Here is a 26,121-nt window from a genome sequence, read left to right on the forward strand (position 1 = left end):
TGACTCGCCGGCTTTCCCTAATGATCCGAACCTGGCTGCCCCATGCAGTGGCGCTGCTGGCGCTGCTGCTGTGCGCCCGGCTGGCGCTTTGGCAGGTCGAACGCGCCGAAGAAAAAGAGCAACGGCTCGCCCAGTGGCAGAACGCGTCCACGCTGGAGTTGGGCTCCGACCAGGCGCCGGAAAGATTCGCGCGCGTTTCCGCCCGAGGTCGTTTCGATCCGGAAAAACACGTGCTGCTCGACAACCAGATCCGCAACAACCACCCCGGCGTGCATGTCTTCACGCCATTCCATGTGCAGGGCTCGTCAACCATCTACATGGTCAACCGCGGCTGGCAGCCGTGGGAGCGCGACGCCAGGCAAGCGCCCCGGTTCAGGACGCCGCAGGATCCGATCACCATCACGGCCCGGGCAAGCGATGCGCCGCGCGTCGGATTGCAGATCGGCGAAGCGGCGCCCCTGGACCCGGACAACTGGCCCAACCTCATGACCTACTACGATACTGAACGAATCCGCGAGGCCCTGGGAGACCGGGTGGCAGAAGATGTCCTGCTGCTTGACCCGGACCACCCTGCCCACCTGAGCGGAGACGCCTGGCCGCGGGTCAACATGGGGCCTGAACGCCACATCGGCTACGCTTTCCAGTGGGTCAGCATCGGGCTGGCCATATTCCTGATCTGGCTGATCCTCACAATCCGGAAGTTCCGTCAAAGATGAATCGAATCGCCATTCTCGGTGTCTTCGCCGTTTTTCTCATCCCGGTCGTGCTGGCCACGCTGATGCACAGCCAGTGGCTGGAGTGGCGGCCCGGCGGTGGCCGCAATCACGGCGAGCTGATCTCGCCGGTCATCGAGCTTGATGATTTTTCGGTCACCGATGCGCGGGATCGTCAGGTGTCGCGCGCGGAGCTGATGGATCGCTGGCAGCTCATTTACCTTGCCCCCGGGGACTGCGGCGAGCGCTGCCTGGAAAACCTCTACTGGTTGCGACAGGTGCGACTGGCCCAGGATCGTCACCAGCCCGACATCGGGCTCGCCTTTTTAAGCCCGCAGGATCAGGACCAGGCGACGGTCAGCGCAATTGCTGAACTGGCCGAGGATTTTCTGATTCTGGACGGCGCGTCTTCCCGGACAATCCTGGATCAGCTGCCGGACGGCTGGCGTCAAGGCGGCTTCTACATCGCCGACCCCATGGCCAATATAATAATGGAATATCCCATCGACGCCGACCACAACGGCATACGCCGTGATCTGCGTCGCCTGTTGACCTGGACCCAGCGAGACTGACCCGGTGCCATGAGCCGTTCCCTCTACAACAAACTTGCGCTGTTTGCCTGCGGTCTCACCCTGGTCGTGATCGTTCTGGGCGCCTGGGTGCGCCTGACCGATGCCGGGCTTGGCTGCCCCGACTGGCCGGGCTGCTACGGTCACCTGACCTGGCCGGCGTCCGACAGCGATCTCGCCCTGGCCGAGCAGGTCCGTATCGACCGGGCGGTGGACGTGGGGGCCGCAATCCGGGAAATGGTGCATCGCTACGCCGCGGCCCTTCTGGGCCTGGTGGTCGTGATCCTGGCAGCAGCGGCCTGGAGAAAGCGCCGCGAACCCGGCCAGCCGGTCAAGCTGCCCTTGCTGCTGCTGGCCCTGATCCTGTTCCAGGGCGCACTGGGTGCCTGGACCGTCACCCTGCTGCTCAAGCCGGCCATCGTGCTGGCCCACCTGACCGGCGGCATGCTGACCTTCAGCCTGCTGGTCCTGCTCTATCTGCGCACCCGTCCCCGCCAGGTTCGTCCCAACCTGCCGCAGCGCAAGTTGCGGCCCGCGATCGTCCTGGCCACGGTGGTGCTGGTGGCACAGGTGCTGCTCGGCGGCTGGGTCAGCACAAACTACGCCGCCCTGGCCTGCCCTGATTTCCCGACCTGCACCGGCCAGTGGTGGCCGGAAAGCAATTTCAGCGAAGGGTTTCGGCTGTGGCGCGGCGTCGGCGTGGATTACGAGGGCGGGATTCTCGATCAGCAGGCGCGCGTTGCCATTCATCTGAGCCACCGTATCGGCGCGGTCATCGTGGTCGGCATCTTCGGATGGCTGCTGTGGCGACTGTTTCACACGCCCGGGCTTTCGCGCCCGGCTGCGCTGCTCAGCGCTCTGCTGGCAACCCAGGTCACGCTGGGCATTCTCAACATCGTATGGAGCCTGCCGCTGGCCGTCGCCGTCGCGCATAACGGCGTCGCCGCCCTGCTGCTGGGCACCATGGTCTACCTTCTGCACCGAACCACGTATCGGGAGCCAAGCACTGCATGAATACCCAGGTCCTCTCACAGGTGCGACTGAGCCATTTTCTGGCCGTTTGCAAGCTCAAGGTCGTCAGCCTGATCGTATTCACCGCGGTGGTCGGCATGGCGCTGGCCACCCCCGGCATCGTGCCGTTGGACATCCTGTTCTGGGGAACCCTGGGCATCGGCATGGCCGCCGCCGGGGCCGCGGCCATCAATCACCTGATCGACGCACGCACCGACCAGATGATGACGCGTACGCGCAACCGCCCGCTACCCCAGGGTCAGCTCAACGAGCGCCAGGTGCTCTCGTTTGCCATGGCCCTGACCGCCACATCGATGGTGATCCTGGTCTATTTCGTCAACCCGCTGACCGCCATCCTGACGTTTTTCAGTCTGGTCGGCTACGCGGTGATCTACACGGTTTTTCTCAAGCGCGCCACGCCGCAAAACATCGTCATCGGGGGTGCCGCCGGCGCAGCCCCGCCGCTTCTGGGCTGGGTCGCCGTCACCGGTGAAATCCACGCCTACGCGCTGGTGCTTTTCCTGATCATCTTTGTCTGGACCCCGCCGCATTTCTGGGCGCTGGCCATCTACCGGCGGCATGACTATGCCGCCGCCGATGTCCCCATGCTGCCGGTCACTCACGGTCCCCGCTATACGCGCTGGCAAATCCTTTTCTACAGCATCATCCTGGCGCTGGTCACGCTGCTGCCGTGGCTTTTGGGCATGAACGGGCTGGTGTACCTCGCCGGTGCCAGCGTGCTCAACGCCGGTTTTCTCGGCTACGCGGTGGCCCTGTTGCGCTCCGACGACGAAATGTTGCCGATGCGCATGTTCAGCTATTCAATCGTCTACCTGATGATGCTGTTCGCTTTTCTGCTGCTGGATCATTACCTGCCTCCATCCCTGACCCTGGTGCCCTGACCCCATGCCTCAAAATGATCACACCACCTCGCCGCTCGGCGAACTCCAGGCCCACGACGAATTCATCGGCCGTCACGTGGGGCCGGGCGACGACGACCTGCGGCTGATGCTCGACAGCATCGGCAGCACGTCGCTCGAGGCGCTGATCGACGAGACCATGCCCGACAGCATTCGCCAGGAACGCGAGCTGCAGCTGCCGGCGGCTGAAACCGAGGCCCGCGTGCTCGAAGAACTGCGCAGCATCGCCGGACGCAACACCGTTCGTCACAGCATGATCGGGCTGGGTTATCACCCCACCCTGACGCCGCCGGTGATTCTTCGCAACGTGCTTGAAAACCCGGGCTGGTACACCGCCTACACCCCGTACCAGGCCGAGATCTCCCAGGGGCGCCTGGAAGGCATGCTGAACTTTCAGCAAATGGTCATGGACCTGAGCGGCATGGATCTGGCCAACGCCTCCCTGCTCGACGAAGCCACCGCCGCCGCCGAAGCCATGGCGATGCTGAAACGGGTCAACCGCAAGGCCAAAAGCGATGTCTTTCTGGTCGACGCCAACTGCCTGCCGCAGACGATCGACGTGGTCGTCAATCGCGGGCGCCATCTGGATCTCGACGTGCGCATCGTCGACGATCTTGCCGCCGCGCTGAATGAGCAGGACTGCTTTGGCGTGCTGTGCCAGTATCCAGGCGCCAGCGGCGAAGTCCGCGAAATCGAATCCGTGATCAGCGCGGCCCGGGCAACCGGCGCGCTGGTCGCCGTGGCCACCGACCTGCTCGCCCTTGCCCTGCTCACCCCGCCCGGCGAGGTCGGCGCCGACGTCGTGGTCGGATCGGCCCAGCGCTTCGGCGTGCCGATGGCCTACGGCGGCCCGCACGCGGCGTTCCTCGCCACCCGCGAAGACTTCCGGCGCAGCGTGCCGGGCCGGATCATCGGGGTATCGCGGGATCGTCACGGTGCGCGCGCTCTGCGCATGGCGCTGCAGACGCGCGAGCAGCACATCCGCCGCGAAAAAGCGATGAGCAATATCTGTACCTCGCAGGCCCTGCTCGCGGTCATGGCAGGTTTCTACGCGGTCTGGCACGGTCCGGAAGGAATCCGGCGCATCGCCCGGCGCGTTCATCGACTCGCTTGTCTGGCGGCCAGGGGCCTGCAGCAGGCCGGTTTCGAGCTGGAGCACTCGAGCTGGTTCGATACCCTCTCGATCCGGCTGGACGAGCCGCGCCGCGCGGCGGTCATTCATCGACTCCAGCAGGCCGGGATCAATGTTCGCGCCGATCGCGATGGATTTATCGGCATCTCTTTCAACGAGTGCACCGGACGTCGCCAGCTCGAGCAGCTGCTGGGCGTGTTCGTCGATCAAGCCATCGGCCTGGATTCGCTCGATCGCGATCTCGCGCCCGATTTCTCGGCCATTCCGCAGGCCCTGCGACGACAGTCGCCGTTCATGACCCACGAGGTCTTTTCCCGCTACCGGTCCGAGACCGAGATGCTGCGCTACTTGAAGCGCCTGGAAAATCGCGACCTGAGCCTCGCCCACGCCATGATCCCGCTGGGTTCGTGCACCATGAAGCTCAACGCGACGGCCGAAATGATCCCGGTCACCTGGCCTGAATTTTCCGAGCTGCACCCGTTCTGCCCCTGGGACCAGGCGCGCGGTTACCATGAGCTGATCGACCAGCTTGAAGGCATGCTGCGCGAGGTCACCGGCTTCGCGGCGGTGTCCCTGCAGCCCAATGCCGGCTCCCAGGGCGAGTACGCCGGACTGCTCACGATCAAGGCCTACCACGAATCGCGCGGTGAGTCGCACAGAAAGGTCTGCCTCATCCCGTCGTCCGCACACGGCACCAACCCGGCCAGCGCCCAGATGGTGGGCATGGAGATCGTGGTCATCGGCTGCGACGCCAGCGGCAACGTCGACCTGGCCGATCTGGAAAGCAAGATCGCTGTCCACCGCGACCGTCTGGCTGCCCTGATGGTGACCTATCCCTCCACCCACGGGGTGTTCGAGGAAGACATCGTCACCATCTGCAACAAGGTGCGTGCCGCCGGCGGCCAGGTCTATCTTGACGGCGCCAACACCAACGCGCTGGTCGGGTTGTCACAGGTCGCCGACTACGCCGATGTCTGCCACCTCAACCTGCACAAGACTTTTTGCATACCGCACGGCGGCGGCGGTCCGGGTGTGGGGCCCATTGGCGTGCGCAAGCACCTGGCGCCGCATCTTCCCGGGCACGTCTGCGGGCTGCTCGCGCCCGCGCATGGGTCCAACGGAGCCGTGGCTGCTGCACCGTGGGGAAGCGCCGGTATCCTGCCGATTTCGTGGAGCTATATCCGAATGATGGGCGGCAACGGGCTGACCCATGCGACCCGGGTGGCCATTCTCAATGCCAACTACATCGCCTCAAGACTGTCGGGGCATTACGACATCCTCTACACGGGCAACAATGACCGCATTGCCCACGAGTGCATCATCGACCTGCGCCCGTTCAAGGAGGCTGCCGGTATCACCGAAGAAGACGTGGCCAAGCGCATGGTCGACTACGGGTTCCACGCTCCGACCATGTCATGGCCGGTGCCGGGCACGCTGATGATCGAGCCCACCGAAAGCGAGTCCAAGGCCGAACTGGACCGTTTCATTCAGGCCATGATCGCCATCCGGCGCGAAATCGAGCAGGTCGCCACCGGGCGCTGGGATGCGCAGGACAATCCCTTGAAGAACGCCCCTCATACGATCGAAGAGTTGGGGAGCGATGACTGGCCGCACGCCTATACCCGAGCCGACGCAGGATGGCCCGTCAAGGAACTGCGGCTCGGCAAGTTCTTCGCCCCGGTTGGTCGCGTGGACAACGTCTACGGCGATCGCAACCTGGTCTGTTCCTGCCCGCCGCTGAGCGACTGGCTGGAAACGGGCTGAGACCACGCACCGCAAGCTAAAAAAGCCGTCATACCGGTAGCGTCAAGTCCGCAGGACAAAGGCGCCCGAAGGTCCGCTGAAGGCCTCGCCACGCGTCGAACTGAAGCGGACCTTCGGGCGCCTTTGTCCCGTCGCCGTAAACCGGGCGCTGGGACGTACGCCGCCCTGCCTGATCCGGACGGCAATCAACAAGCACGCAGACCCGCTTCGCTTCGACGCGTGGAGAGGCCTTGACGGGCGTACGCGCTTGTTGATCTTGCGTCGGCTGGCGATTCTTAGTCGAGTTTGACCGGGTCTTCAGGTCGCTCCGGGAAGCCTGGCGGATCGGCCTCAATTCTGGACATGACCTCTTCAATCGCCCGATCCAGCTGAGGATCTTCGCCGGCGATCACGCTGGCCGGATCGTTGTCGACCTCGATATCCGGTTCCACGCCCTCGCCTTCGATCACCCAGTTGCCTTCAATATCGGCAAAGCCGAATTCCGGCACGTTCACCGACCCGCCGTCGATCAGCGGGCCATGACTGGTGATGCCGACGACACCACCCCAGGATTTCTTGCCGATCAGCGGGCCCAGCCCGGCGTTGCGGAACTGCCAGGGAAAGATATCGCCATCGGAGGCCGAATTCTGGTCCAGCACGGCCGCCAGGTGGCCGTTGAAGGCCTGATTGGGATAGGTCGAGGGATACGGCATGGTGCGCGAATACCCCAGCGACAGCGGCTTGCGCGACAGTCGCTCGATCAGCATCTGCGAGACGTTACCGCCGCCGTTGGAGCGAACGTCGATCACCAGCCCGTCCTTGCGGATCTGGCCGTAGTACCACTTGATGAACTCGCGAATGCCATTGGCCCCCATGTCCGGCACGTGCAGGTAGCCCACGCGGCCGTCGGTGGCTTCGGTCACCCGGCGGTGGTTGTCCAGCACCCAGGCCAGGTAGTGCAGTGGCGTCTCGTTGCCGATCGGATCAACCCGGACGGTGCGCGCATCACGACCGTCGGGGCGCGCGCTGACCGTCAGCTCCACCGCCTGACCGGACGGCAGGTGCAGCCGCCGGTAAATGTTTTCATCACCGGTCAGCTCCCGACCGTTGACGGCGATGATGTAGTCGCCTTTCGCCGCGTCGACGCCGACTTCGGTCAGCGGCGAGCGATAACGGGACTCGTCATTCTGGCCTTCCAGGATCTCGCTGATCCGGTAGCGGCCCTGATCGATCTCGAACTGTGCCCCGATCAGCGAGACCGCCGGGCGATCGGGCAGGCCCTCGTCGCCGCCGCTGACGTAGGCGTGGGACACGTTCAGCTCGGCGATCATTTCGCCGATGAGGTAGTTGAGGTCAGAGCGGTGGGCCACGTGCTCCAGCCAGGGCCGGTAGGCCTCGCGCAGCGCCTCCCAGTCGTAGCCGTGCATGTTTTCCACGTAAAAATGATCCCTGAATCGGCGCCACACCTCGTCGAAGGCGGTCGCCCATTCAGCCACCGGGTCCACGGTCGTCTGCAGTCCGGCGGTCGCTACGGTGGTCGGGTCGCCGCCTTCCTTGGCGACATCGAATACCTGCCACTGACCGCCTTGTCGACCCAGAATACGCTTGCCGTCGGCGCTGACGTCGCTGATCGAGATGCCGGCAGGAAAGTCCACGACCTCGGCGTCTTCAAACTGGAACAGCCGCACGCGCGGCGGGCGCTCCGGTCCACGCCCATAGAAAAAGGCGTCGGATTCGACGAAAAGCAGACCGCCCTCGACCACCGCCAGAGCGCCGATGTTGGTGTTTTCGACCGGCACCCGAATCACGCGCTGCATCAGGCCGTCGAAATCGATGGCCGTGCGCTCGGTCGGCTCGTCGCCGTTGTCACCCTCAGCGCTGTCGTCTTCCGGATCGAGCCCCTGCTCCTCGACGTCTTCCGGCGCGAACGGATTGGGCGATGAACGGCTCAGGCCCAGGGCAAAAATGCCGGTCATGCGATTGGTCGCGTAATTCCATTCGCGCTGACCGATCTGGGGCGCGAACTCGCGGTCGCCCAGGAAGAACAGGTGCTCACCGTCGGCCGAAAATCGCGGCTGGTACTCCGAAAACAGGCCCTCGCTGATCTGGCGGGTTTCGTCGTCGGCCACGCTGTAGAGATAAAGCGCGCGCAAACCGGAACGCTGAACCTGGCTGAAGGCGAGGTAGTCGCCGGCCGGCGACCAGTTATAGTCGCGGTTGCGCCAGCCTGGATCGCGCCCGACCTCGCGCAGTTCGCCCTCGCCATCGGCCCGGACCACCAGGATTCGCCCGTCCTTGTCCGACAACGCGATGTGCTCGCCATCCGGTGAGAAAACGGGGCGATAGAAACGGGTCTGGTTGCCGGAGGTGAGCGCACGCGGCGTATCGCTGCCGTCCACTGCGGCAACATAAAGCTCCTCCTCGCCGGAAATATCGGAAATGAAGGCCATCCGCTGTCCGTCCGGCGACCAGCTCGCCTCGCGGTCGTGGGCGGTGGATCGATGGGTGAGATCGCGCACGATGCCGTCGCCGACCGGGGCGTTGAACACGTTACCGCGGGCTTCGAACAGGACCCGCTGCCCGGTCGGGCTGAGGCTGGCGCCGTTGATCTGGTCGCCGACCTGAACGGTACGCACCCGGCGGTTGAGGCCGTCATCGGGCACCCGGATCGAAATGCCGGTATCCGAATCCGAGCGGGTGTCGAAGATGCGCAGCTCGCCGTTGAGCTCGTAGACGATCCGGCCATCATCACCGGCGCTGGCCCAGCGCACATCCCAGTCGGCGTGGAAAGTCAGCTGCTCAACCTCTCGACTGTCGGGATCGACCCGGTAAAGGTTGAGCTTGCCGTCGCGGTCGGAGACGAAATAACCCGTCCCGTCGATCCACATCGGGTCGCGGTCGGTGCGCGGATGGTCGGTGACCTGACGGGCATCGCCGGCTTCCAGGTCGAACAGCCACAGATCCTGGGACCAGCCGCCCTGGTAGCGCTTCCAGGTCCGGAAATCGCGAAACAGCGGCGAATAGAACACCGCCTCGCCTGCATCGGTGTAGGTGCCGGCCCCGGAAACGGGGATGGGCAGACGCGTGGGCAGCCCGCCATCGCGAGAGACCGTAAACAGGGTGGCCGTGCTCGATCCCCAGGCATCGCGCTGCGAGCGGAACAGGACCTGCTCGCCGTCCGGCGTCCAGCCCTGGACCTGGTTGTCGTAACCCCAGCGGGCCGGCAGCGGACCGGTGGCCGGGTACCAGGTCAGCTGGATCGGCTCGCCGCCGGCAGCCGGCATCACAAAGACCTGCTCGTCGCCGCCGTATTGACCGGTGAAGGCGATGCTGTCTCCATCCGGGGAGAATTTGGCAAACAGTTCCTTGCCGGGATGGCTGGTCAGCCGCCAGGCGGTGCCGCCATCGTCGGCAGCCATCCAGAGATCGCCGCCGTAGCTGAACACGACATGGTCACCGTGCAGGTCGGGAAAGCGCAGCAGCTTGGTCTGGGCCATGGCCTGGGCACCGAAAAAGGCGGCCAGAGCGAGCACGGCCAAGGTACGAAAGCGAGGGCTTGGCATGTTGAAGATCCTTCGAGATTTGCAGGTTTTAGTCTTGGGCTTCGACGTTCTCTTCGTCAACGTCGTCGTCATTGTCGGAAGCGGCCACGCGGGCCATGCCGATCAGCTGCTCACCTTCGGCCAGGCGAATCAGGGTCACGCCCTGGGTATTGCGACCGAGCTGGGAGATTTCAGCCGCCGCGGTGCGCACCAGGGTGCCGGCGTTGGAGGTCAGCATGACGTCGTCTTCGGCGGTCACGGCCAGCGCCGCGACCAGCTCGCCGTTGCGCTCGGAGACCTGGATGCCGATCACCCCCTGCCCGCCGCGCTTGTAGACCGGGAATTCTTCCAGCGCGGTGCGCTTGCCGAAGCCGTTGGCCGTGGCCAGCAGCACATCGTCCGGCTCGTCGCCGGTCACCAGCATCGAAACCACCTGCTGGCCCTTCTTCAGGCGAATGCCGTTGACCCCGCGGGTCTGGCGCCCCATGGCGCGCGCGTCGGTCTCGTGAAAACGGATGGTCTTGCCGGCCGAGGAAAACAGAAGAATGTCGCGCGTACCGTCGGTAAAGGCCACGTTGACCAGCTCGTCGTCGTCTTCCAGCAGCACCGCCCAGATGCCGTTGGAGCGGATGTTGGCGAAGTCCGACAACGGCGTCTTCTTGACCCGGCCCTTGCGCGTGGCGAAGAACACGAACCAGTCGTCCGGGAACTCGCGCGTGGGCAGCACGGCGTTGATGCGCTCGCCCTCATCCAGCGGCAGCAGGTTGACCATGGGCCGGCCGCGGCTGTTGTGGCCGGCGTGCGGCAGCTCGTAGACCTTGGTCTTGTAAACCTTGCCGGCGCTGGTAAAGACCAGCAGGGTGTCGTGGGTGTTGGTAACCCAGAAGCGCTCGACGAAATCCTCGTCCTTGGTTCGGGTGGCCGAGCGCCCCCGCCCGCCGCGCTTCTGGGCCCGGTAGCGGTCCAGCGGCTGGTATTTGGCGTAGCCGGCGTGTGAGAGGGTCACGACCACGTCTTCGGGCGTGATCAGGTCTTCCATGGTCAGATGGAGATGGTCGCGAACGATCTCCGAGCGCCGCTCATCGGCGTAGCGGTCCTTGAGCTCGGTCAGCTCGTCGCGGATGACCTGCATCAGCGCGTCGGGCTCGGACAGGATGCGCATCAGTTCCTGGATCTGGCCGAGGATTTCCTTGTACTCGTCGGAGAGCTTTTCCTGCTCAAGACCGGTGAGTTTCTGCAGGCGCAGGTCCAGAATCGCCTGGGCCTGGGCCGGCGAAAGCTGATAACCGCCCTCGCCCATGCCGTACTCGGGCAGCAGTTCTTCGGGCCGCGACAATTCCGCCCCGCTCTGGCCCAGCAAGGCCTTGACCACGGTGGCGTCCCAGCGCCGGCCCTGTAGCCGCTCGCGCGCCTCGGCCGGGGTCGGCGAGGTCTTGATCAGCTCGATGACCTCGTCGAGGTTGGCCAGGGCGACGGTCAGGCCTTCGAGAATGTGGGCGCGCTCGCGCGCCTTGCGCAGCTCGAACAGGCTGCGCCGGGTGACCACCTCGCGCCGGTGGGCAAGAAAGGCGCTGAGCATATCCAGGATGTTGAGCAGGCGCGGCTGGTTGTCGACCAGGGCGACCATATTGATGCCGAACACCGTCTGCAGCTGGGTCTGCTGATACAGGTTGTTCAGCAACACCTCGGGCACTTCGCCGCGCTTGAGTTCGATGACCATGCGCATGCCGTCCTTGTCGGACTCATCGCGCAGCTCGGAAATCCCTTCCAGCTTCTTGGTCTTGACCAGCTCGGCAATTTTTTCCAGCAGACGCGCCTTGTTGACCTGGTACGGCAGTTCGGTGACCACGATGCGGTTGCGACCGTTGTCTTCGGTCTCGACGTGCGAGCGCGCCCGCAGATAGATTCGCCCACGGCCGGTCCGGTAGGCCTCCTTGATACCGTCGGCGCCGTTGATGATGCCGGCCGTCGGGAAATCCGGCCCCGGCAGGTATGCCATGGCCTCGTCGACAGACATCTGAGGATTCTCGACCAGCGCCAGCAACGCACTGACCACCTCGCCCAGGTTGTGCGGCGGAATGTTGGTCGCCATACCCACGGCGATGCCGGACGAGCCGTTGACCAGCAGGTTGGGCACCCGGGCCGGCAAAACCGAGGGTTCTTGCTCGGATTCATCGTAGTTGGGGACAAAGTTGACCGTCTGCTTGTCGATATCGGCCAGCATTTCGTGCGCCAGCCGGGCCATGCGGACCTCGGTGTAGCGCATGGCTGCCGGCGAATCGCCGTCGACCGAACCGAAGTTGCCCTGGCCGTCGACCAGCATGTAGCGCAGCGAGAACGGCTGCGCCATGCGCACGATGGTGTCGTAGACGGCCGTGTCGCCGTGCGGATGGTATTTACCGATGACGTCACCGACGACGCGGGCGGATTTTTTGTAGGGCTTGTTGTAGTCGTTGCCCAACACCTGCATCGCGTAGAGCACGCGCCGGTGCACAGGCTTGAGGCCATCACGGACATCCGGCAGCGCCCGGCCCACGATCACGCTCATGGCGTAATCGAGGTAGGACTGCCGCATCTCGTCTTCCAGGTTGACCTGGAGCACTTCCCGAGCCAGTTCCGCCATCAAAAATATCCGTAGACTATTTCTTAAGATTATGTTTTAACTATCTGAAAGAAAGAGTCTTTTCGACCATATTTCTTGCAGATCGCGCGACCGTCAATGGGGCCCGTGCAGATGCGTAATATTACCACATCCAGCTTTTCAGCCCGCCTGGGGAAATACCACGGGAGCCGTGCCGGACAGACCGTCGACAGCAGGCTCAAAGGCTCGGCGAAACGGGCCCCAGCCAACGATCGGCCCAGTCCAGGTAGGCCCTGATCACGTCGCTGTAATGGGGCGGCAGATGACCCCAGTCGAGCACCACGTGCTGCTTGAGCTCGGCCGGCGTACCGAGGAGCTCAAAGAACGGGCGCTGGGCGGTTTCCAGCGGGAAGTTGTAGTCCTGCGCGCCGTTGATCATCAACACCGGCATCCGCACCCGGGCCAGGTAGTGCTGTGGCTGAATTTCCGGCGGCATGTGGCTCCACACGCCCAGCCCTCCGGACATGAGGATGGCAGCACGCAGACGCGGCTCCAGCGCAAGCGAAAAAGGCGCCCGGTTGGCCCCGTAGCTCACGCCGTGGAACAGGATACGCTCCATGTCGATGTCGCCGCGCGTGGCCAGGTAGTCGATCGTGCGGCGCAGATCCTGGACCTGGTTGATGGTCAACTGACGCACGCCGATGGGCCCGCTCGCGCTGGCAACCTTGCGCTCGAAAGTGCCCTGGTAGACCGGATAGACCACGACCCGGCCGCTGCGCAGGAACGGCTCGACGTGATGCAGTCCCGCGCGCCGACTGGAATCGAGCAGAAGGGCGTCGCCACCGGGGAAGTTGATCACCGCCTGGTAAGGGGGCCGGGCCGAGCGCGGGATGAACACCTGGACCAGCACGCGATCGTCGGCGTACGGCGCCCGGAAACTGATCCGCTCGCGCCGCCAATCCTTGTGCGAATTGTCGATCTCCTCGACCGTCGCTTCCAGCGGTCCGTCGTCGTAGTCGAACAGGCGGGCATAAATGGCGAAGGTCTCGTCATCGGCAGGCTCGGGCAGGCTGCGCTCCAGGGCGGGGATCGCAACCCTCAGGCCGTCATCCACAGGCTCATCGGTGCTTATCAGACGTAAACCGAACCCGTCGGAGCGCTCGAGCGGATGACGCGCCTCGACATCGGCAAAGCGATATTCGTCTTCGCGAAAGAAGCCGCCGAGAATATGACGCAGCCTGCCGTCGGCGTTGTAACACCACTCGGCGACATTGCCGCTCATGTCGTAGGTGCCGTAACTGCCCAGACTGTCGACCGAGCCGACTGCCGTGGTGCCGCTGGACTTGAAAGTGCTCGCCAGCAGCACGTCGGAAAAGTTCTGCAGTTGCGGTGTGCCCAGCCCGGCCGCGCGGCGCCAGTGAAACACCGTAGGCAACTGCCGGCCGGCGAATTGCGCGTAGGCCGCCGCCTCGAACCAGCTGATTCCGCTGACCGGATGCTCGTCCTGGCCCGGTGGGTAGGTCCCAATGGCCCAGGTCGAAGGCCCGGGCATGCCGGTACTGTCGACCAGCCGCGCCATCAACTCTTCAAAGGCCAGGGTCTGGCCATCGACCTCGGCGGGGTATTGCCAGAACTCCGGCCGGCGATAGCCGCCGGCTTCGACGAACGCGCGGTATTGCCGATTGCTCACTTCGTGGCGGTCGATCCAGAAACCGGGCACGCTGCGGCGCTGGCGCAGGTAAGAAACCTCGCCGGCGGGCACATAAACCATGCCCTCGGGAACGCGTTCCCGGGGCTGCAGAAAAAAAGTCTCGGCCAGTGGCAGAATGCCAGGTGCCGACTCGATGTCGGCATATCCCGGCAGACTGACCTTAAAACGCAGCATGGCCAGCGGCAGATCGATCGCGTCGAGCGGCGTCTGACCGAGCACGATCCAGTCGGCATCGCGCTCGCGAAAGCCGCGCACCGCCACGTCCGCCCCGGGCGGCTCGCTGAGCAGCTGGTTCGGCAAGGTCAGATCCTGCCACATCTGTTCCAGCCGAAAATCCTGGATTCCGCGTTCCCGGAGTTCGCGCAAACGCCGCCACGCCGAAGCCAGGTCCTCGCTCTTCAGCGCCTCGATCTCGGGGACTGCCTCCTCCGCGAGCCAGCGCTGCGCCGCGGTTTGCTGCCACCACAGCCCGACAACGACGACGAGCAGGCCGATCAGACTCAGCGTGCCGTAGACGAGGGCGCGGTTGACCGAATCAGGAGGTCTTTCCGGATCAGCCTCGACCGCTGACGCCTGCTCGGCGGAAGATGGCGACTCGGCCTGATCATCGTTCACTCGCTCGACCGGGCAGAGGATGCGATAGCCGCGCCGGTGCAGGGTTTCGATATAGCGCGGCGACTGGGCCTGGTCGCCCAGGGCCTGGCGCAGTTCGCTGATCGCCTGCGGCAGGACGTTGGGCGAGAGCGCGGTGCGGCCCCAGGCCAGGTCGAGCAAAGTGTTGTGGTCCTGGAGTTCCGGCGCCCGCGCCAGCAGGACCTCCAGCAGCCGACAGGTCTGCCTGCGCAGGCTCCTGTCGCCGTCCGGTCCGCGCAGAACCCCCAGCCTGGGGTCCAGCTCGAAGTCGCCAAATCGATAGATGATGCGGTTTTCCACGTCAGTCAGAGGCCGCCCGCACTCTTTGCTGAATTGTTCAAATATACCTCTTGAGAAACTTTTGAGCATCTTTTGAGGATTTTCGAAAGTCTCGTCGGTCCCGGCCGCCCAATCTGAGTGGCAAGCAGCGAACGACCGCTGCCCCATCGACAACAACACTGGAGGAACCGACATGATTCAGATTTTTCACAAGCACTTGCTCAGCACTCTGGCTACCGCGTTGATCGGCTCGGCCGCGATCACCGCAGCCGGCGACACCCTCGCCCAGCACGATCAGGCTGGCTCGTTCGGCGTGGCCGGCGAATGCGATCACTGGCTGGACGGACGCCCGGAAAGCCGCGTCCCGCCCCAGTGCCGTGACCTGGCCGGACAGCTTAACCAACTGCGCCAGGCGACCAGCGCTTTCTACAGCTTCGATGTAGCCAATGCCGCCGGCTGGCAAGCCACGATCAGCGAATGCGTGGAAAGCCCGATGGGCGGCATGGGCTATCACGTCGCCAACCTTGAGGAACTCGGTGATCCAGACTTTGCCGCCACCCTCTCGCTGCTGCGGCCGGAAGTCCTGCTCTACGCCCCCACGGCGGACGGCTCGATGGAGTTTCTCGGCGTTGAATACATCGTCCCGGGCCCCTTGAGTGCCGAACCGCCCGAGATTCTCGGTCAGCCGCTGCAGTTCAACCCGACTCTGGACATCTGGGCGCTGCACGTCTGGATCGGACGCGACAATCCCGACGGCATCTTTGCGCCTTTCAACCCGACCGTGAGCTGCGAGTTCGCGCCGGAGCCGGCCGAATAGCACCGGTACCCGAATCCATCAGACGCTCTTTGGCCGTGCGCCCGCACGGCCATTTTCTGACCTGAATCGAAGCCATGGAGAACCTGACCATGAACACAAGAACCGATCGTCTCCACCTGCTCGGCGCACTCGCCTATGCCACTGGCGGTCTGGGGCTGGGCATCTACATGGCGGCCAGCCATGATCACAGCCAGGCCGTGGCCCATGCCCATCTGATGCTGGTGGGCTTCCTGCTGTCGTTCGCCTACGCCGTGATCGGTCGCTTGTGGCTGGGCCCGCGGCCGGCCCTGCTCAGCGGCCTGCAGTTGGCCGGACATCACCTGGGCGTCTTTGGCCTGATCGGCGGCTTGTTGCTGCTTTACGGCGGCGCTGCCCCGTCTGACCGGCTCGAGCCGGTACTGGCATCAGCTTCCATTCTGGTGCTGGCTTCCCTGGTCCTGATGAGCGCCATGGTGGTCCACGCCGGCAGGGCAAACCGCGCCGCGCCCGCTGCCGAGCTGGTGATCGAATGAGCAGCATGCGCGACCCCGGGAGATGGCTGTCGATTACCTAAGGCTGGCTGAAGTCGTAGTCTGGATAGAAGACGCCGTTTTCGGTGACGATGCAGTCGACCAGTTCAGCCGGGGTGATGTCGAAAACCGGGTTCCAGGCGGCAAAGCCGGACGGCACGGACTCGATGCCGGCTGCGCGCCAGATCTCGGCCGAGTCGCGCTGCTCGATCTCGATGCCCTGCCCGCTCGCCATCGCCGGATCCACGGTCGACGACGGTGCCACGACCATCATTTTCACCCCGTGGTGGCGCGCGAGCACGGCCAGCGCGTAGGTGCCGATCTTGTTGGCGACATCACCGTTGGCGGCGATGCGGTCAGCGCCGGTGATCACCCAGTCCACTTTTCCGCTGGCCATGAGAGCGGCGGCGGCGCCCTCGACCAGGACCTGGAATTCGACCCCGGCCCGGGCCAGTTCCCAGGCCGTCAGGCGCGAGCCCTGCAGCCATGGCCGGGTCTCGTCGGCGTACACGCGCTCGACCCGGCCGCTGCGAACCCCTTCGAGCACCACGCCCAGCGCGGTGCCGATCCCGCCGGTGGCCAGCGAGCCGGTATTGCAGTGGGTCAGGACACCGCTGCCGGGGTCGATGACGGCACTGCCTGCTTTGGCCATGGTCCGATTGGCCTCGATATCGGCGCGGTGCATCCGATACGCCTCATCGGCCAGCGCATCGCTATCGAGCCTGCCCAGCCGGACGGTCACCTCGCGCATTCGCGCCACCGCCCAGGCCAGGTTGACGGCGGTTGGACGGGCCTGCTCGAGGCGCTGCATATCGGTCAGCCAGCCGCGCAGGTCGTCGCCTCGGGCCCGGGCCGCCATCACGGCACCGTAGGCGGCGGTGACGCCGATCGCCGGCGCCCCGCGCACTACCAGGTCGGCGATCGCCGCGATCACGGCGTCGATCTGGTCGATCCGGAGCCAGCGTTCTTCCTGCGGGAGCAGGCGCTGGTCGATCAGCTCAAGGCGCTTGCCGTCGAAGCGCACCGCCTGGAAACCGTCGCTGCTTTCATCGAATACCGTGGTCATGGGGCCATTCTAGGCCAACGCGCGCCGGCAGCGCCAACAACAGCACGCCAGCGACAAAAGCCTTATCATTGGCGGCCCTGATCAGACCCGCTGGAACGGAACCATGAAACGTCTGCTTTCGCTCTGCCTGCTGCTGCCGCTGCTGGCCGCGGCTCAAACCACTGACTCGTCGTCTGCCGACGAACCGACCACGGAGAATCCTACTGTGATCCTGCATACCAACTACGGCGCCATCACCCTGGAGTTGTTCGAAGACAAGGCGCCGCAATCGGTGGCCAACTTCATCCAGTACGCGCGCGACGGCCACTACGACGGCACCCTGTTCCACCGCGTGATCCCGAACTTCATGATCCAGGGCGGCGGATTCGACACCGAATTCCAGCAGAAAGCAACCCGCGAGCCGATCGAGAACGAGGCCGACAACGGCCTGGCCAACGAACGCGGCACCCTGGCCATGGCCCGGACCAACGACCCGCATTCGGCGACCTCGCAGTTTTTCATCAACGTCACCGACAACGAGTTCCTGAATCATCGCGGCAAGGCCTCCGGCCAGGCCTGGGGCTACGCCGTCTTCGGTCGGGTCAGCGACGGCATGGACGTGGTCGACGCCATTCGCGCCGTCGATACCGGCCGCCGCGGCATGCACCAGGACGTGCCGGTCGAGGAGGTGATCATCGAGCGGGTCGAGCTCCCTGAGTGATCGTCTGATCGACCAGGGCCCGGTCTACCTGATCGCCGACCTGCACCTCGAGCCCGGTCGGCCCGAAAGCACGCGCCTGTTCATCGATTTTCTGCGCGGGCCGGTTCGCCGGTGCCGCGCCCTCTACATCCTTGGCGACCTGTTCGAGGTCTGGATCGGCGACGACGGCGCCGGAGCGCTGGCATCTGAAGTGGCCACGGAGCTGCGCGAGGTGGCCGCGTCCGGCGTCGAGGTGTATTTCCTGTGCGGCAACCGCGACTTCCTGCTCGGCGATGACTACTGCCGGCTGGCCGGCATGCGGCGTCTGGAAGAGCCGGTCATGCTGCCCGGCGCCTCACCGGCCACCGCCATGCTCCACGGCGACAGCCTGTGCACGGACGACCACGATTACCAGCGCTTTCGCGCCCGCGTGCGCGACCCGGCCTGGCAGGCCCGCGCGCTGTCGCGACCGCTGTGGTGGCGCCGCCTGCTGGCCAGACTGGCGCGCCGCATCAGCGCGTACCGCAATCGCGGAAAGCCTGACCGAATCATGGACGTCAACGCCGAGACGGTCACCGAGACCTTCCGGCAGCTGGGCGCCCGGCGCCTGATCCACGGCCACACCCATCGACCCGCCATTCACCGGGGTCATATCGATCAACAGCCGGTAGCGCGCATCGTGCTGGGCGACTGGCATGGCGGTCGCGGCAGCGCGGTGCGCGTTGATCCGGACGGGGTCAGCCTGCTCGAGCTTGGCTACGGCGCGGCCGGCGAAATCGAGCTCAGCATCCGGGACCGGGACTGAGACACGGGCGCAGTTCACTCATCACCGCAACGCCTTGACCAGGTCTGACTTGGGCGAGCCGATGCGCAGGTTCAGATAATCGATGCCGCTGCGCTCGATGAAATCCTCCAGCGATCTTGCGGTCCCCAGCGCGTAGGGCATCGTCGCAGCGCGCAGCGAACCAGGTATGGGAATCGACCTGCAGGAAATAAGCCTCGTCGTCGTACAGCGTCTGCGCCAGGTGGCGCGCCCAGCACACCCCGCGCGAATGCAGCGGGTCGATGTGGAGGTAGCGCACCTGGTCGGCAAACGGCTGCGCCGCCAGCCATGGCCCAATCGGCTCGGCGCTCTGGTCGACCACCCCCAGCACCAGCGTCTCCGGCACAGAGGCTTGCTTGAAAAGCGACTCGATCGTGAAGCGCAGGAACGGATCACAAAACGCCGCGATGCTGACAAAAATCGACGCTTTTTCCATGCCCGTCACGCGCCGCTTTCGGTCAGTCCCGCCATTGCGACAAGACCTCGGCAGCCGCGCGTCCGCTGGTCCAGGCGCCCTCGATGCGGTTGCCCGCGCACCAATCGCCGGCAACGACCAGGGCGCGGGATTGATTAACCAGGCAGGCCTCGTTGAGCGGTTCGGGCGCCAAGGCATAGCGCCAGCGGTGCGCGCTCAGCAACGCCGGTGGCACTTCGGCGACGGCCGGTACGCGTGACCGGAAGGCAGCCAACAGGGCCCGGGCAACCTCCTCGGCCGGCGCTTCCAGGTGGTCGGCGCTCCACTGGGCGCTGGCGTGGGCGATCCAGGCTTCGCCGTCGCGCGCCGGCTTCGACGAGTTGCGCGCCAGCCAGGACAAGGGGCCGTCATTGTCGAAAGCCGCGTCGAAACCGGCCTCCAGAGGCTGCTCGAACCCCAGCATCAGCGCCCAGCACGGACTCATTGGCACCGCCGCGATGCGCTCGGCCAGACCAGAAACCCCGCGCAGCAGGTCGGCGGACTGCTGCGGCGGTGCCGTCAACAGCAGCTGCGCGGCCTTGACGGGCTCGGCGCCTGAAGCGCCGTGGATGTTCCATTCCGACCCATCGTGCACCAGCCGCTCGGCGCGCCAGCCGAAGCGGCAATCCAGCGAACCGGCAAGATGCTTGAGCACGCCGTTCATGCCCGGCAAGGCGACCAGGCGCTCGGCCGGCGACGACTGGCCCAGTTTCGGGCGCCGTCCGAACACGTGAATCTCCGGCGCCCAGGCCGCAACCAGTCCCTGCCGCTTCCAGTCCTCCACCGCCGCGGCAAAAGCCGACGAGCGCGCGGTGAAATACTGCCCGCCGTGATCGAAGGCGAACCCGTCCTGGCGGCGGGTCGCACAACGCCCACCCGGGCCGCGCGCTTTTTCCACCACGACCACGTCCAGTCCGGCCCTCTGCAGCTCCGTTGCCGCGGCCAGGCCGGACCAACCAGCGCCGATCACGCAGACGTCATGGGGCATCGCTGTGTTCGCTCATCACCAGTTTTTCGGTGTCGAAACCCTGATCTTCGGCCTGGCTGCGCAAGCGATCAAACACGCGCTGGTCCAGGCCGGGCTCGCGGGCCAGAATCCACAGGTATTTCCGATTGTCCGAGCCGACCATGGCGTACTGGTAGTCCTCGTCCAGGGCGATGACCCGGTAATCCCCCCAGACAAACGGCAGCCAGGACAGCCACTTCGGGGCAAAACGGACTTCGAGCGCGGCGTTTGGGCCTTCGGGGTCGGCCTTGCGCGCGATGCCCTCGGCCTCCCGCCAGCGGCCGTCTTCCTGGCGACAGCGATTGGTGACCTGGACGCGACCGTCGTCGCGCAGGACGTAAAGCGCGCTGGTATCGGACACGCAGCGTTTCTGGAAACGGTTGGGCAGCAGCGCGATTTCGTACCAGCGGCCCTGGTAGCGCTCAAGATCGAGGTTGTCGACCAGTTCCAGCGGCGCCCGCGCCATGCCCAGCGTGCTCAGGGTCAGCGTGGCCAGGGCCAGCGGCAGGTGTAGCAGCGCTTTCATTCGGCCTCCGGTCGCAGGTAGGGAAACAGCAGCACGTCGCGGATCGACGGCGAGTCGGTCAAAAGCATCACCAGTCGATCGATGCCGATGCCCTCCCCGGCCGCCGGCGGCATGCCGTATTCCAGCGCGCGGATGTAGTCGTGGTCGAAGTGCATGGCCTCCTTGTCGCCGGCGTCGCGCGCGGCCACCTGGGCCTGGAAGCGCTCGGCCTGGTCTTCGGGATCGTTGAGCTCGGAGAAGCCGTTGGCGATCTCGCGCCCGGCCACGAACAGCTCGAAGCGGTCGGCCAGCTCCGGGTCATCGTCGTTGCGGCGCGACAGTGGCGAGACCTCGATCGGGTAGCCGGTGACAAAGGTCGGCTGGATCAGCTGGTCTTCGACGCGGTGCTCGAACAGCTCCATCAGCAGTCGCCCCCAGCCCCAGGCCGGTTCGACGTGGATACCGTCCTTGTCGCAGGCCGCGCGCAACTGACCCACATCACGCATGTCTGCCTCGGCCAGGTCAGGGTAATGCTCGGCCACCGCTTCGGCCACGCTCAGGCGCCGGAACGTGCCACCGAAATCGATCTCCTCGCCCTGGTATTCCACCCGCCCGTCCTTGAGGCCCGGCATCAGGGTCACGATCTCCTGCAGCATGTCCTCGGTCAGCCGAATCAGCTGGTTGTAGTCCGCGTACGCCCAGTAGAACTCCAGCATGGTGAACTCGGGATTGTGGCGGGTCGAGACCCCTTCGTTGCGGAAGTTGCGGTTGATCTCGTAAACCTTGTCCAGCCCGCCCACGACCAGGCGCTTCAGGTGCAGCTCGGGTGCGACGCGCAAGTAAAGGTCCAGGTCCAGGGCGTTGTGGTGGGTAATGAACGGCCTGGCCGTGGCGCCGCCGGGAATGTGGTGCATCATCGGCGTCTCGACCTCGAGAAAACCGCGCTGGTCGAGAAAATCGCGGATCGCGCGCACGATGCGGCTGCGGCGCACGAACGTCTCGCGCACCTGCGGGTTGACGATCAGGTCCACGTAGCGTTGGCGGTAGCGGGTCTCCTGGTCGGTCAGCCCGTGCCATTTTTCCGGCAGCGGGCGCAAGGATTTGGTCAGCAGGCAAAGATCATCGGCGTGCACGCTGAGCTCGCCGGTCCGGGTCCGCATCATCCGGCCCGAGACCCCGACCAGGTCGCCGATATCCCACTGCTTGAAGGCCTGGTAGACACCCTCGGGCAGGTCGTCGCGGCGCAGATAGAGCTGAATCTTCTCGCCCGACCCGTCCTGGATATGGACGAAGCTGGCCTTGCCCATGATGCGCCGGCTCATGATTCGCCCGGCCAGGCGGAACGTCTCGTCCAGGCGCTCCAACGCTTCCTGACTCCAAGTGTCTTCGTCGGCAAAGCGGAACAGCAAGGCAGCCGCCTCGGTATCCGGCTGCCAGTCGTTCGGATACGCCGCACCGGCTGCGCGCAGGTCATTGAGCTTGGCCCGCCGCTCCGCGATCAGACGGTTTTCATCGTCAACCGTCACCGTGTCCTGACCGCCACTGTCCTTCTTGTCACTCACATCCATCATCCCGTCAAATCACCAAGTACGCGCCCAAAACCCGGCCCGCCACAAATTCCTGAACCCGTAAACCGTAAACCGTAACCCGATCACTCCAACCCCGCCTGCAGCTGCGCGGCAACGAATTCATCCAGGTCGCCGTCGAGCACCTTCTGCGTATCCGACCGCTCCACGCCCGTGCGCAGGTCCTTGATCCGCGACTGGTCGAGCACGTAGTTGCGGATCTGGCTGCCCCAGCCGATATCGGCCTTCTCGTCCTCGGCCGCCTGCGATTTCTCGCGCTGCTTCTGCAGCTCCAACTCGTAGAGCTTGGCGCGCAGCTGGCCCATGGCGCGGTCCTTGTTCTTGTGCTGGGAGCGGTCGGTCTGGCACTGGACCACGGTGCCGGTGGGCTCGTGGGTGATGCGCACGGCCGACTCGGTCCGGTTGACGTGCTGGCCGCCCGCGCCCGAAGCCCGGTAAACGTCGACGCGCAGGTCCGAGGGATCAATATCGATCTCGATGCTGTCGTCGACCTCGGGCGAAACGAACACGCTGGCAAACGACGTGTGGCGGCGGTTGCCGGAATCGAACGGCGACTTGCGCACCAGCCGGTGCACGCCGGTCTCGGTACGACACCAGCCGAAGGCGTGGTCGCCCTCCACCCGGATGGTCGCGCTCTTGACGCCGGCCACATCGCCCTCGGAGACTTCGATCAGCTCGGACTTCCAGCCCCGCTGCTCGGCCCAGCGCAGATACATGCGCAGCAGCATCTCGGCCCAGTCCTGGGCCTCGGTGCCGCCGGAGCCGGCCTGGATATCGATGAAACAGGGCCGGCCGTCCATCTCGCCGGAAAACATGCGCTGGAACTCCAGGTCGGCCACCCGCTTTTCCAGCGTCTGCAGATCCTTGGCGACGCTGGCCAGGGTGTCTTCGTCGTCCTCGGCCAGGGCCATGTCAAGCAGCTCGGCCGCGTCGGCCACGCCGTCGAGCACCGTCTTCTGGTCGCTGACCGAGCGATCGAGATCGGAGCGCTCCTTGCCCAGCGCCTGGGCGTGCTCCGGGTCGTCCCAGACCGATGGATCCTCGAGCTCGCGGGTGACTTCCTCGAGTCGTTCTACGCGGCCATCGTAGTCAAAGATACCCCCTGAGCGCCGCCACGCGGCGCTGCAGATCGTCCAGCAGGGTCTTGATCGCGGTCTGTTCCATCAGGCGATTGTCTCCGGTGTTCTTGCGAAAGTCCCGATTCTACCGGCTCGACGGCCCGAACGGGTCGAGGCCGCCCGAATCCACCCCCCGGCGGGCGCCCGGCATCGATCCCGGCGCGAAGCCCGAACCCAAAAAAGGGGAGGCCCCGAAGAGCCTCCCCGATTTACTGCGTGAAGCGCTATCGATCAGGTATCGATCTTGAGCATGCCGTCTTCAATCATGTTAGTCAGAATTTCCTGATCAGTATCTCCCATACCGGTGATATCCACACCCGCCAGGACGAACTGCTGAGACATTTCCCCTGGAGCAGTCGGCTGGACGTCGATGATCGTGTCATTGCCGTCGAAGTTAAGGGTCAGATAATCCGAGATGGTATCTATCGTCGCGCCTTCGACAAGATCCCCTAAGTTCAGGGGCTCACCAGCTGCACTGCCGACCTCCGACATCACGTCGACATCGGTGTCAACTGATCCGTCTCCATCTGCTAGAGGCAATTCAACCGCTTCTGCACTTCCCAGAAGACTTTGGTCAGTCGCTTGGCCGGTCGTGATCGGAGACTCAAGGCTTGCGAACTCGTCACCCACATCTGCAGCCAACCCGCCCGAAGCTGAAGAACTCAGATCAACAGTATCATCGACAGACTCTTCAGCTAGCAGATCATTAAGATTAGTCGGGCTTTCGACTTTCTGACCTTCAGCAGCTTCGCCTGATACGGCATCCCAGGTGCCAGTTTCGAGCGTCAATCCGCTTTCATCCAAAACAGCCCAATCAGGAAGCTGTTCAGTGCCGATCTCCTCGCCCGCTGAATCGTAGAAGGTTCCTTCTCCTTCTGACACCCAGTCAACAACCGACCAGCCCTTCTGCAGTTCTGGGGCGCTTTCCGAGTCAACCTTCAAGGTGCCGTAGTCACCGGTATCGCCCAGAACCAGGTAGAGAGCATGCGACGCATTCTGTGGCAAACCGCTTCCCACGGGACGCTCCAACTCTGAGTCATCATTGGTATCGGGTTCAGCTGAAGGCTCCGTGTAACGATCCAAGCCTGGACCCTTGCCATCCCCCTTGCCGCCATCGTCGGACTCACCGCCTGGGTCTGACTCATCATCGTCATCCGAGTCGCTATCGGAGTCAGAATCCGAGTCGCTGTCGGAGTCAGAGTCCGAGTCGCTGTCGCTGTCGGAGTCAGAGTCCGAATCGCTGTCGCTGTCGCTGTCGGAATCCGAGTCCGTATCGGTATCCGTATCGGTGTCCGTATCGGTGTCCGTATCGGTGTCGGTATCTGAATCCGAGTCGCTGTCGCTGTCGGAGTCGGAATCCGAGTCCGTATCGGTATCCGTATCCGTATCGGTATCGGTGTCCGTATCCGAGTCGCTGTCGGAGTCAGAGTCCGAATCGCTGTCGCTGTCGGAGTCCGTATCGGTATCCGTATCGGTATCCGTATCGGTATCGGTGTCCGAATCCGAGTCGCTGTCGCTGTCGGAGTCAGAGTCCGAGTCGCTGTCGCTGTCGGAGTCCGAATCGCTGTCGCTGTCGGAATCCGAGTCCGTATCGGTATCCGTATCGGTATCCGTATCGGTATCCGTATCGGTGTCCGAATCCGAGTCGCTGTCGCTGTCGGAATCCGAATCCGAGTCCGAGTCCGAGTCGCTGTCGGAGTCAGAGTCCGAGTCGCTGTCGGAGTCAGAGTCCGAGTCGCTGTCGGAATCCGAGTCCGTATCGGTATCCGTATCGGTATCCGTATCGGTATCCGTATCGGTATCCGTATCGGTATCCGTATCGGTATCCGTATCGGTATCCGTATCGGTATCCGTATCGGTATCCGTATCGGTATCCGTATCGGTGTCGGTATCTGAATCCGAGTCGCTGTCGCTGTCGGAATCCGAGTCCGTATCGGTATCCGTATCGGTATCCGTATCGGTATCCGTATCGGTATCCGTATCGGTATCCGTATCGGTGTCCGAATCCGAGTCGCTGTCGCTGTCGGAGTCAGAGTCGCTGTCGGAGTCAGAGTCCGAATCGCTGTCGCTGTCGGAGTCCGTATCGGTGTCCGAATCCGAGTCGCTGTCGGAGTCCGAGTCCGAGTCGCTGTCGGAATCGGTATCCGTATCGGTGTCGGTATCCGAATCCGAGTCGCTGTCGCTGTCGGAGTCCGTATCGGTATCCGTATCCGTATCGGTATCGGTGTCCGAATCCGAGTCGCTGTCGCTGTCGGAGTCCGAGTCCGAGTCGCTATCGGAATCGGTATCCGTATCGGTGTCGGTATCTGAATCCGAGTCGCTGTCGCTGTCGGAGTCCGTATCGGTATCCGTATCCGTATCCGTATCCGTATCGGTATCGGTATCGGTGTCCGAATCCGAGTCGCTGTCGCTGTCGGAGTCCGAGTCGCTGTCGGAATCGGTATCCGTATCGGTGTCCGAATCCGAGTCGCTGTCGCTGTCGCTGTCGCTGTCGGAGTCCGAGTCCGAGTCGCTGTCGGAGTCAGAGTCCGTATCGGTATCCGTATCGGTATCGGTGTCCGAATCCGAGTCGCTGTCGGAGTCAGAGTCCGAGTCGCTGTCGCTGTCGGAGTCCGTATCGGTATCCGTATCCGTATCGGTATCGGTGTCCGAATCTGAGTCGCTGTCAGAGTCAGAGTCCGAGTCGCTGTCGGAGTCGGAATCCGAGTCCGTATCGGTATCGGT

The 26,121-nt window shown here is 64.4% G+C and carries 20 protein-coding genes; 10 read left to right on the forward strand and 10 right to left on the reverse strand.

Annotated elements, in window-relative coordinates; genetic code table 11:
* Positions 1 to 20: 20 nt before the first annotated feature.
* From G3I74_RS03835 to gcvP, 5 genes are read left to right on the forward strand one after another with little or no spacing between them, the layout of a single operon-like run.
* On the forward strand, positions 21 to 716 hold the full coding sequence (locus G3I74_RS03835; protein WP_164210238.1) for an SURF1 family protein: 696 nt from the start codon (positions 21 to 23) through the stop codon (positions 714 to 716).
* The gene (locus tag G3I74_RS03840; protein WP_164210239.1) at positions 713 to 1,285 is read left to right on the forward strand and encodes a hypothetical protein; all 573 of its coding nucleotides are present in this window, start codon (positions 713 to 715) and stop codon (positions 1,283 to 1,285) included. Before G3I74_RS03835 ends, G3I74_RS03840 begins: the two co-directional genes overlap by 4 nt.
* A gap of 9 nt (positions 1,286 to 1,294) precedes the next feature.
* Positions 1,295 to 2,296, forward strand: a complete 1,002-nt coding sequence (locus G3I74_RS03845; RefSeq protein WP_164210240.1) for a COX15/CtaA family protein — start codon at positions 1,295 to 1,297, stop codon at positions 2,294 to 2,296.
* A complete protein-coding gene (gene cyoE, locus G3I74_RS03850; RefSeq protein WP_164210241.1) occupies positions 2,293 to 3,195 on the forward strand; it encodes a heme o synthase in 903 nt (300 codons plus the stop codon). Before G3I74_RS03845 ends, cyoE begins: the two co-directional genes overlap by 4 nt.
* A gap of 4 nt (positions 3,196 to 3,199) precedes the next feature.
* A complete protein-coding gene (gene gcvP, locus G3I74_RS03855) occupies positions 3,200 to 6,109 on the forward strand; it encodes an aminomethyl-transferring glycine dehydrogenase (protein WP_164210242.1) in 2,910 nt (969 codons plus the stop codon).
* Positions 6,110 to 6,384: 275 nt separating this feature from the next.
* Here gcvP and G3I74_RS03860 read toward each other — a convergent pair whose 3' ends face one another.
* The 3 genes from G3I74_RS03860 to G3I74_RS03870 form a co-directional block, all read right to left on the reverse strand.
* Positions 6,385 to 9,651, reverse strand: a complete 3,267-nt coding sequence (locus G3I74_RS03860; protein ID WP_164210243.1) for a S41 family peptidase — start codon at positions 9,649 to 9,651, stop codon at positions 6,385 to 6,387.
* A 28-nt stretch (positions 9,652 to 9,679) separates the two neighbouring features.
* Complete coding sequence (gene gyrA, locus G3I74_RS03865) at positions 9,680 to 12,253, reverse strand: DNA gyrase subunit A (RefSeq protein ID WP_164210244.1); 2,574 nt, start codon at positions 12,251 to 12,253, stop codon at positions 9,680 to 9,682.
* Between the two features lie 196 nt (positions 12,254 to 12,449).
* Positions 12,450 to 14,855 carry an SUMF1/EgtB/PvdO family nonheme iron enzyme gene (locus G3I74_RS03870; RefSeq protein ID WP_164210245.1) on the reverse strand — a complete coding sequence of 802 codons (2,406 nt, stop codon included), beginning with the start codon at positions 14,853 to 14,855 and terminating at the stop codon, positions 12,450 to 12,452.
* 172 nt (positions 14,856 to 15,027) lie between these two features.
* On the opposite strand from G3I74_RS03870, the gene G3I74_RS03875 reads away from it, so the two are divergent.
* The gene (locus G3I74_RS03875; protein ID WP_164210246.1) at positions 15,028 to 15,651 is read left to right on the forward strand and encodes a hypothetical protein; all 624 of its coding nucleotides are present in this window, start codon (positions 15,028 to 15,030) and stop codon (positions 15,649 to 15,651) included.
* Positions 15,652 to 15,740: 89 nt separating this feature from the next.
* On the forward strand, positions 15,741 to 16,163 hold the full coding sequence (locus G3I74_RS03880; protein ID WP_164210247.1) for a TonB-dependent receptor: 423 nt from the start codon (positions 15,741 to 15,743) through the stop codon (positions 16,161 to 16,163).
* Positions 16,164 to 16,200: 37 nt separating this feature from the next.
* On the opposite strand, the gene mtnA is transcribed toward G3I74_RS03880, so the two are convergent.
* Positions 16,201 to 17,226 carry an S-methyl-5-thioribose-1-phosphate isomerase gene (mtnA, locus tag G3I74_RS03885; RefSeq protein WP_164210248.1) on the reverse strand — a complete coding sequence of 342 codons (1,026 nt, stop codon included), beginning with the start codon at positions 17,224 to 17,226 and terminating at the stop codon, positions 16,201 to 16,203.
* A gap of 103 nt (positions 17,227 to 17,329) precedes the next feature.
* Here mtnA and G3I74_RS03890 point away from each other — a divergent pair, with 103 nt between their 5' ends.
* Both G3I74_RS03890 and lpxH read left to right on the forward strand, forming a co-directional pair.
* Positions 17,330 to 17,926 (forward strand): peptidylprolyl isomerase, encoded by a 597-nt coding sequence (locus G3I74_RS03890; RefSeq protein ID WP_164210249.1) that lies wholly within the window; start codon positions 17,330 to 17,332, stop codon positions 17,924 to 17,926.
* A 31-nt stretch (positions 17,927 to 17,957) separates the two neighbouring features.
* Positions 17,958 to 18,710, forward strand: coding sequence for a UDP-2,3-diacylglucosamine diphosphatase (gene lpxH, locus G3I74_RS03895; protein WP_338063052.1), 753 nt, complete (start codon positions 17,958 to 17,960; stop codon positions 18,708 to 18,710).
* Here lpxH and G3I74_RS03900 read toward each other — a convergent pair.
* The 6 genes from G3I74_RS03900 to G3I74_RS03925 all read right to left on the reverse strand — a co-directional run bounded on the left by G3I74_RS03900 (position 18,688) and on the right by G3I74_RS03925 (position 24,414).
* Entirely contained in the window at positions 18,688 to 19,164 is a 477-nt protein-coding gene (locus G3I74_RS03900) for a UDP-N-acetylglucosamine-transferase (protein WP_239056574.1), read from the reverse strand. The two genes, lpxH and G3I74_RS03900, sit on opposite strands and share 23 nt — an antisense overlap.
* Before the next feature lie 22 nt (positions 19,165 to 19,186).
* Positions 19,187 to 20,170: an NAD(P)/FAD-dependent oxidoreductase gene (locus G3I74_RS03905; protein ID WP_164210251.1), complete on the reverse strand. Its 984-nt coding sequence runs from the start codon at positions 20,168 to 20,170 to the stop codon at positions 19,187 to 19,189.
* Positions 20,160 to 20,714, reverse strand: coding sequence for a lipocalin family protein (locus G3I74_RS03910; RefSeq protein ID WP_164210252.1), 555 nt, complete (start codon positions 20,712 to 20,714; stop codon positions 20,160 to 20,162). Before G3I74_RS03910 ends, G3I74_RS03905 begins: the two co-directional genes overlap by 11 nt.
* Positions 20,711 to 22,219, reverse strand: a complete 1,509-nt coding sequence (gene lysS, locus G3I74_RS03915) for a lysine--tRNA ligase (RefSeq protein WP_338063053.1) — start codon at positions 22,217 to 22,219, stop codon at positions 20,711 to 20,713. The genes G3I74_RS03910 and lysS overlap by 4 nt, the downstream gene beginning before the upstream one ends.
* A gap of 125 nt (positions 22,220 to 22,344) precedes the next feature.
* Positions 22,345 to 23,446 (reverse strand): peptide chain release factor 2 gene (prfB, locus tag G3I74_RS03920; RefSeq protein WP_164210291.1). Its coding sequence is split into 2 segments (ribosomal slippage): positions 22,345 to 23,370 and positions 23,372 to 23,446, totalling 1,101 coding nucleotides; the frame shifts between segments, so codons are not numbered across the junction.
* A gap of 182 nt (positions 23,447 to 23,628) precedes the next feature.
* Positions 23,629 to 24,414 carry a type I secretion C-terminal target domain-containing protein gene (locus G3I74_RS03925; RefSeq protein ID WP_164209507.1) on the reverse strand — a complete coding sequence of 262 codons (786 nt, stop codon included), beginning with the start codon at positions 24,412 to 24,414 and terminating at the stop codon, positions 23,629 to 23,631.
* Between the two features lie 76 nt (positions 24,415 to 24,490).
* On the opposite strand from G3I74_RS03925, the gene G3I74_RS15650 reads away from it, so the two are divergent.
* A partial coding sequence (locus G3I74_RS15650; protein ID WP_203594496.1) for a hypothetical protein occupies positions 24,491 to 26,121 on the forward strand: 1,631 nt, incomplete at its 3' end.

Source organism: Wenzhouxiangella limi (genome assembly GCF_010499265.1).
Lineage (GTDB): Bacteria > Pseudomonadota > Gammaproteobacteria > Xanthomonadales > Wenzhouxiangellaceae > Wenzhouxiangella > Wenzhouxiangella limi.

Bases quoted from the DNA above. Each gene is read 5' to 3' on its own strand.
- G3I74_RS03835 (WP_164210238.1), top strand. From the start codon at position 21: ATGATCCGAACCTGGCTGCCCCATGCAGTGGCGCTGCTGGCGCTGCTG.
- G3I74_RS03840 (WP_164210239.1), top strand. From the start codon at position 713: ATGAATCGAATCGCCATTCTCGGTGTCTTCGCCGTTTTTCTCATCCCG.
- G3I74_RS03845 (WP_164210240.1), top strand. From the start codon at position 1,295: ATGAGCCGTTCCCTCTACAACAAACTTGCGCTGTTTGCCTGCGGTCTC.
- cyoE (WP_164210241.1), top strand. From the start codon at position 2,293: ATGAATACCCAGGTCCTCTCACAGGTGCGACTGAGCCATTTTCTGGCC.
- gcvP (WP_164210242.1), top strand. From the start codon at position 3,200: ATGCCTCAAAATGATCACACCACCTCGCCGCTCGGCGAACTCCAGGCC.
- G3I74_RS03860 (WP_164210243.1), bottom strand. From the start codon at position 9,651: ATGCCAAGCCCTCGCTTTCGTACCTTGGCCGTGCTCGCTCTGGCCGCC.
- gyrA (WP_164210244.1), bottom strand. From the start codon at position 12,253: ATGGCGGAACTGGCTCGGGAAGTGCTCCAGGTCAACCTGGAAGACGAG.
- G3I74_RS03875 (WP_164210246.1), top strand. From the start codon at position 15,028: ATGATTCAGATTTTTCACAAGCACTTGCTCAGCACTCTGGCTACCGCG.
- G3I74_RS03880 (WP_164210247.1), top strand. From the start codon at position 15,741: ATGAACACAAGAACCGATCGTCTCCACCTGCTCGGCGCACTCGCCTAT.
- mtnA (WP_164210248.1), bottom strand. From the start codon at position 17,226: ATGACCACGGTATTCGATGAAAGCAGCGACGGTTTCCAGGCGGTGCGC.
- G3I74_RS03890 (WP_164210249.1), top strand. From the start codon at position 17,330: ATGAAACGTCTGCTTTCGCTCTGCCTGCTGCTGCCGCTGCTGGCCGCG.
- G3I74_RS03900 (WP_239056574.1), bottom strand. From the start codon at position 19,164: ATGGAAAAAGCGTCGATTTTTGTCAGCATCGCGGCGTTTTGTGATCCG.
- G3I74_RS03905 (WP_164210251.1), bottom strand. From the start codon at position 20,170: ATGCCCCATGACGTCTGCGTGATCGGCGCTGGTTGGTCCGGCCTGGCC.
- G3I74_RS03910 (WP_164210252.1), bottom strand. From the start codon at position 20,714: ATGAAAGCGCTGCTACACCTGCCGCTGGCCCTGGCCACGCTGACCCTG.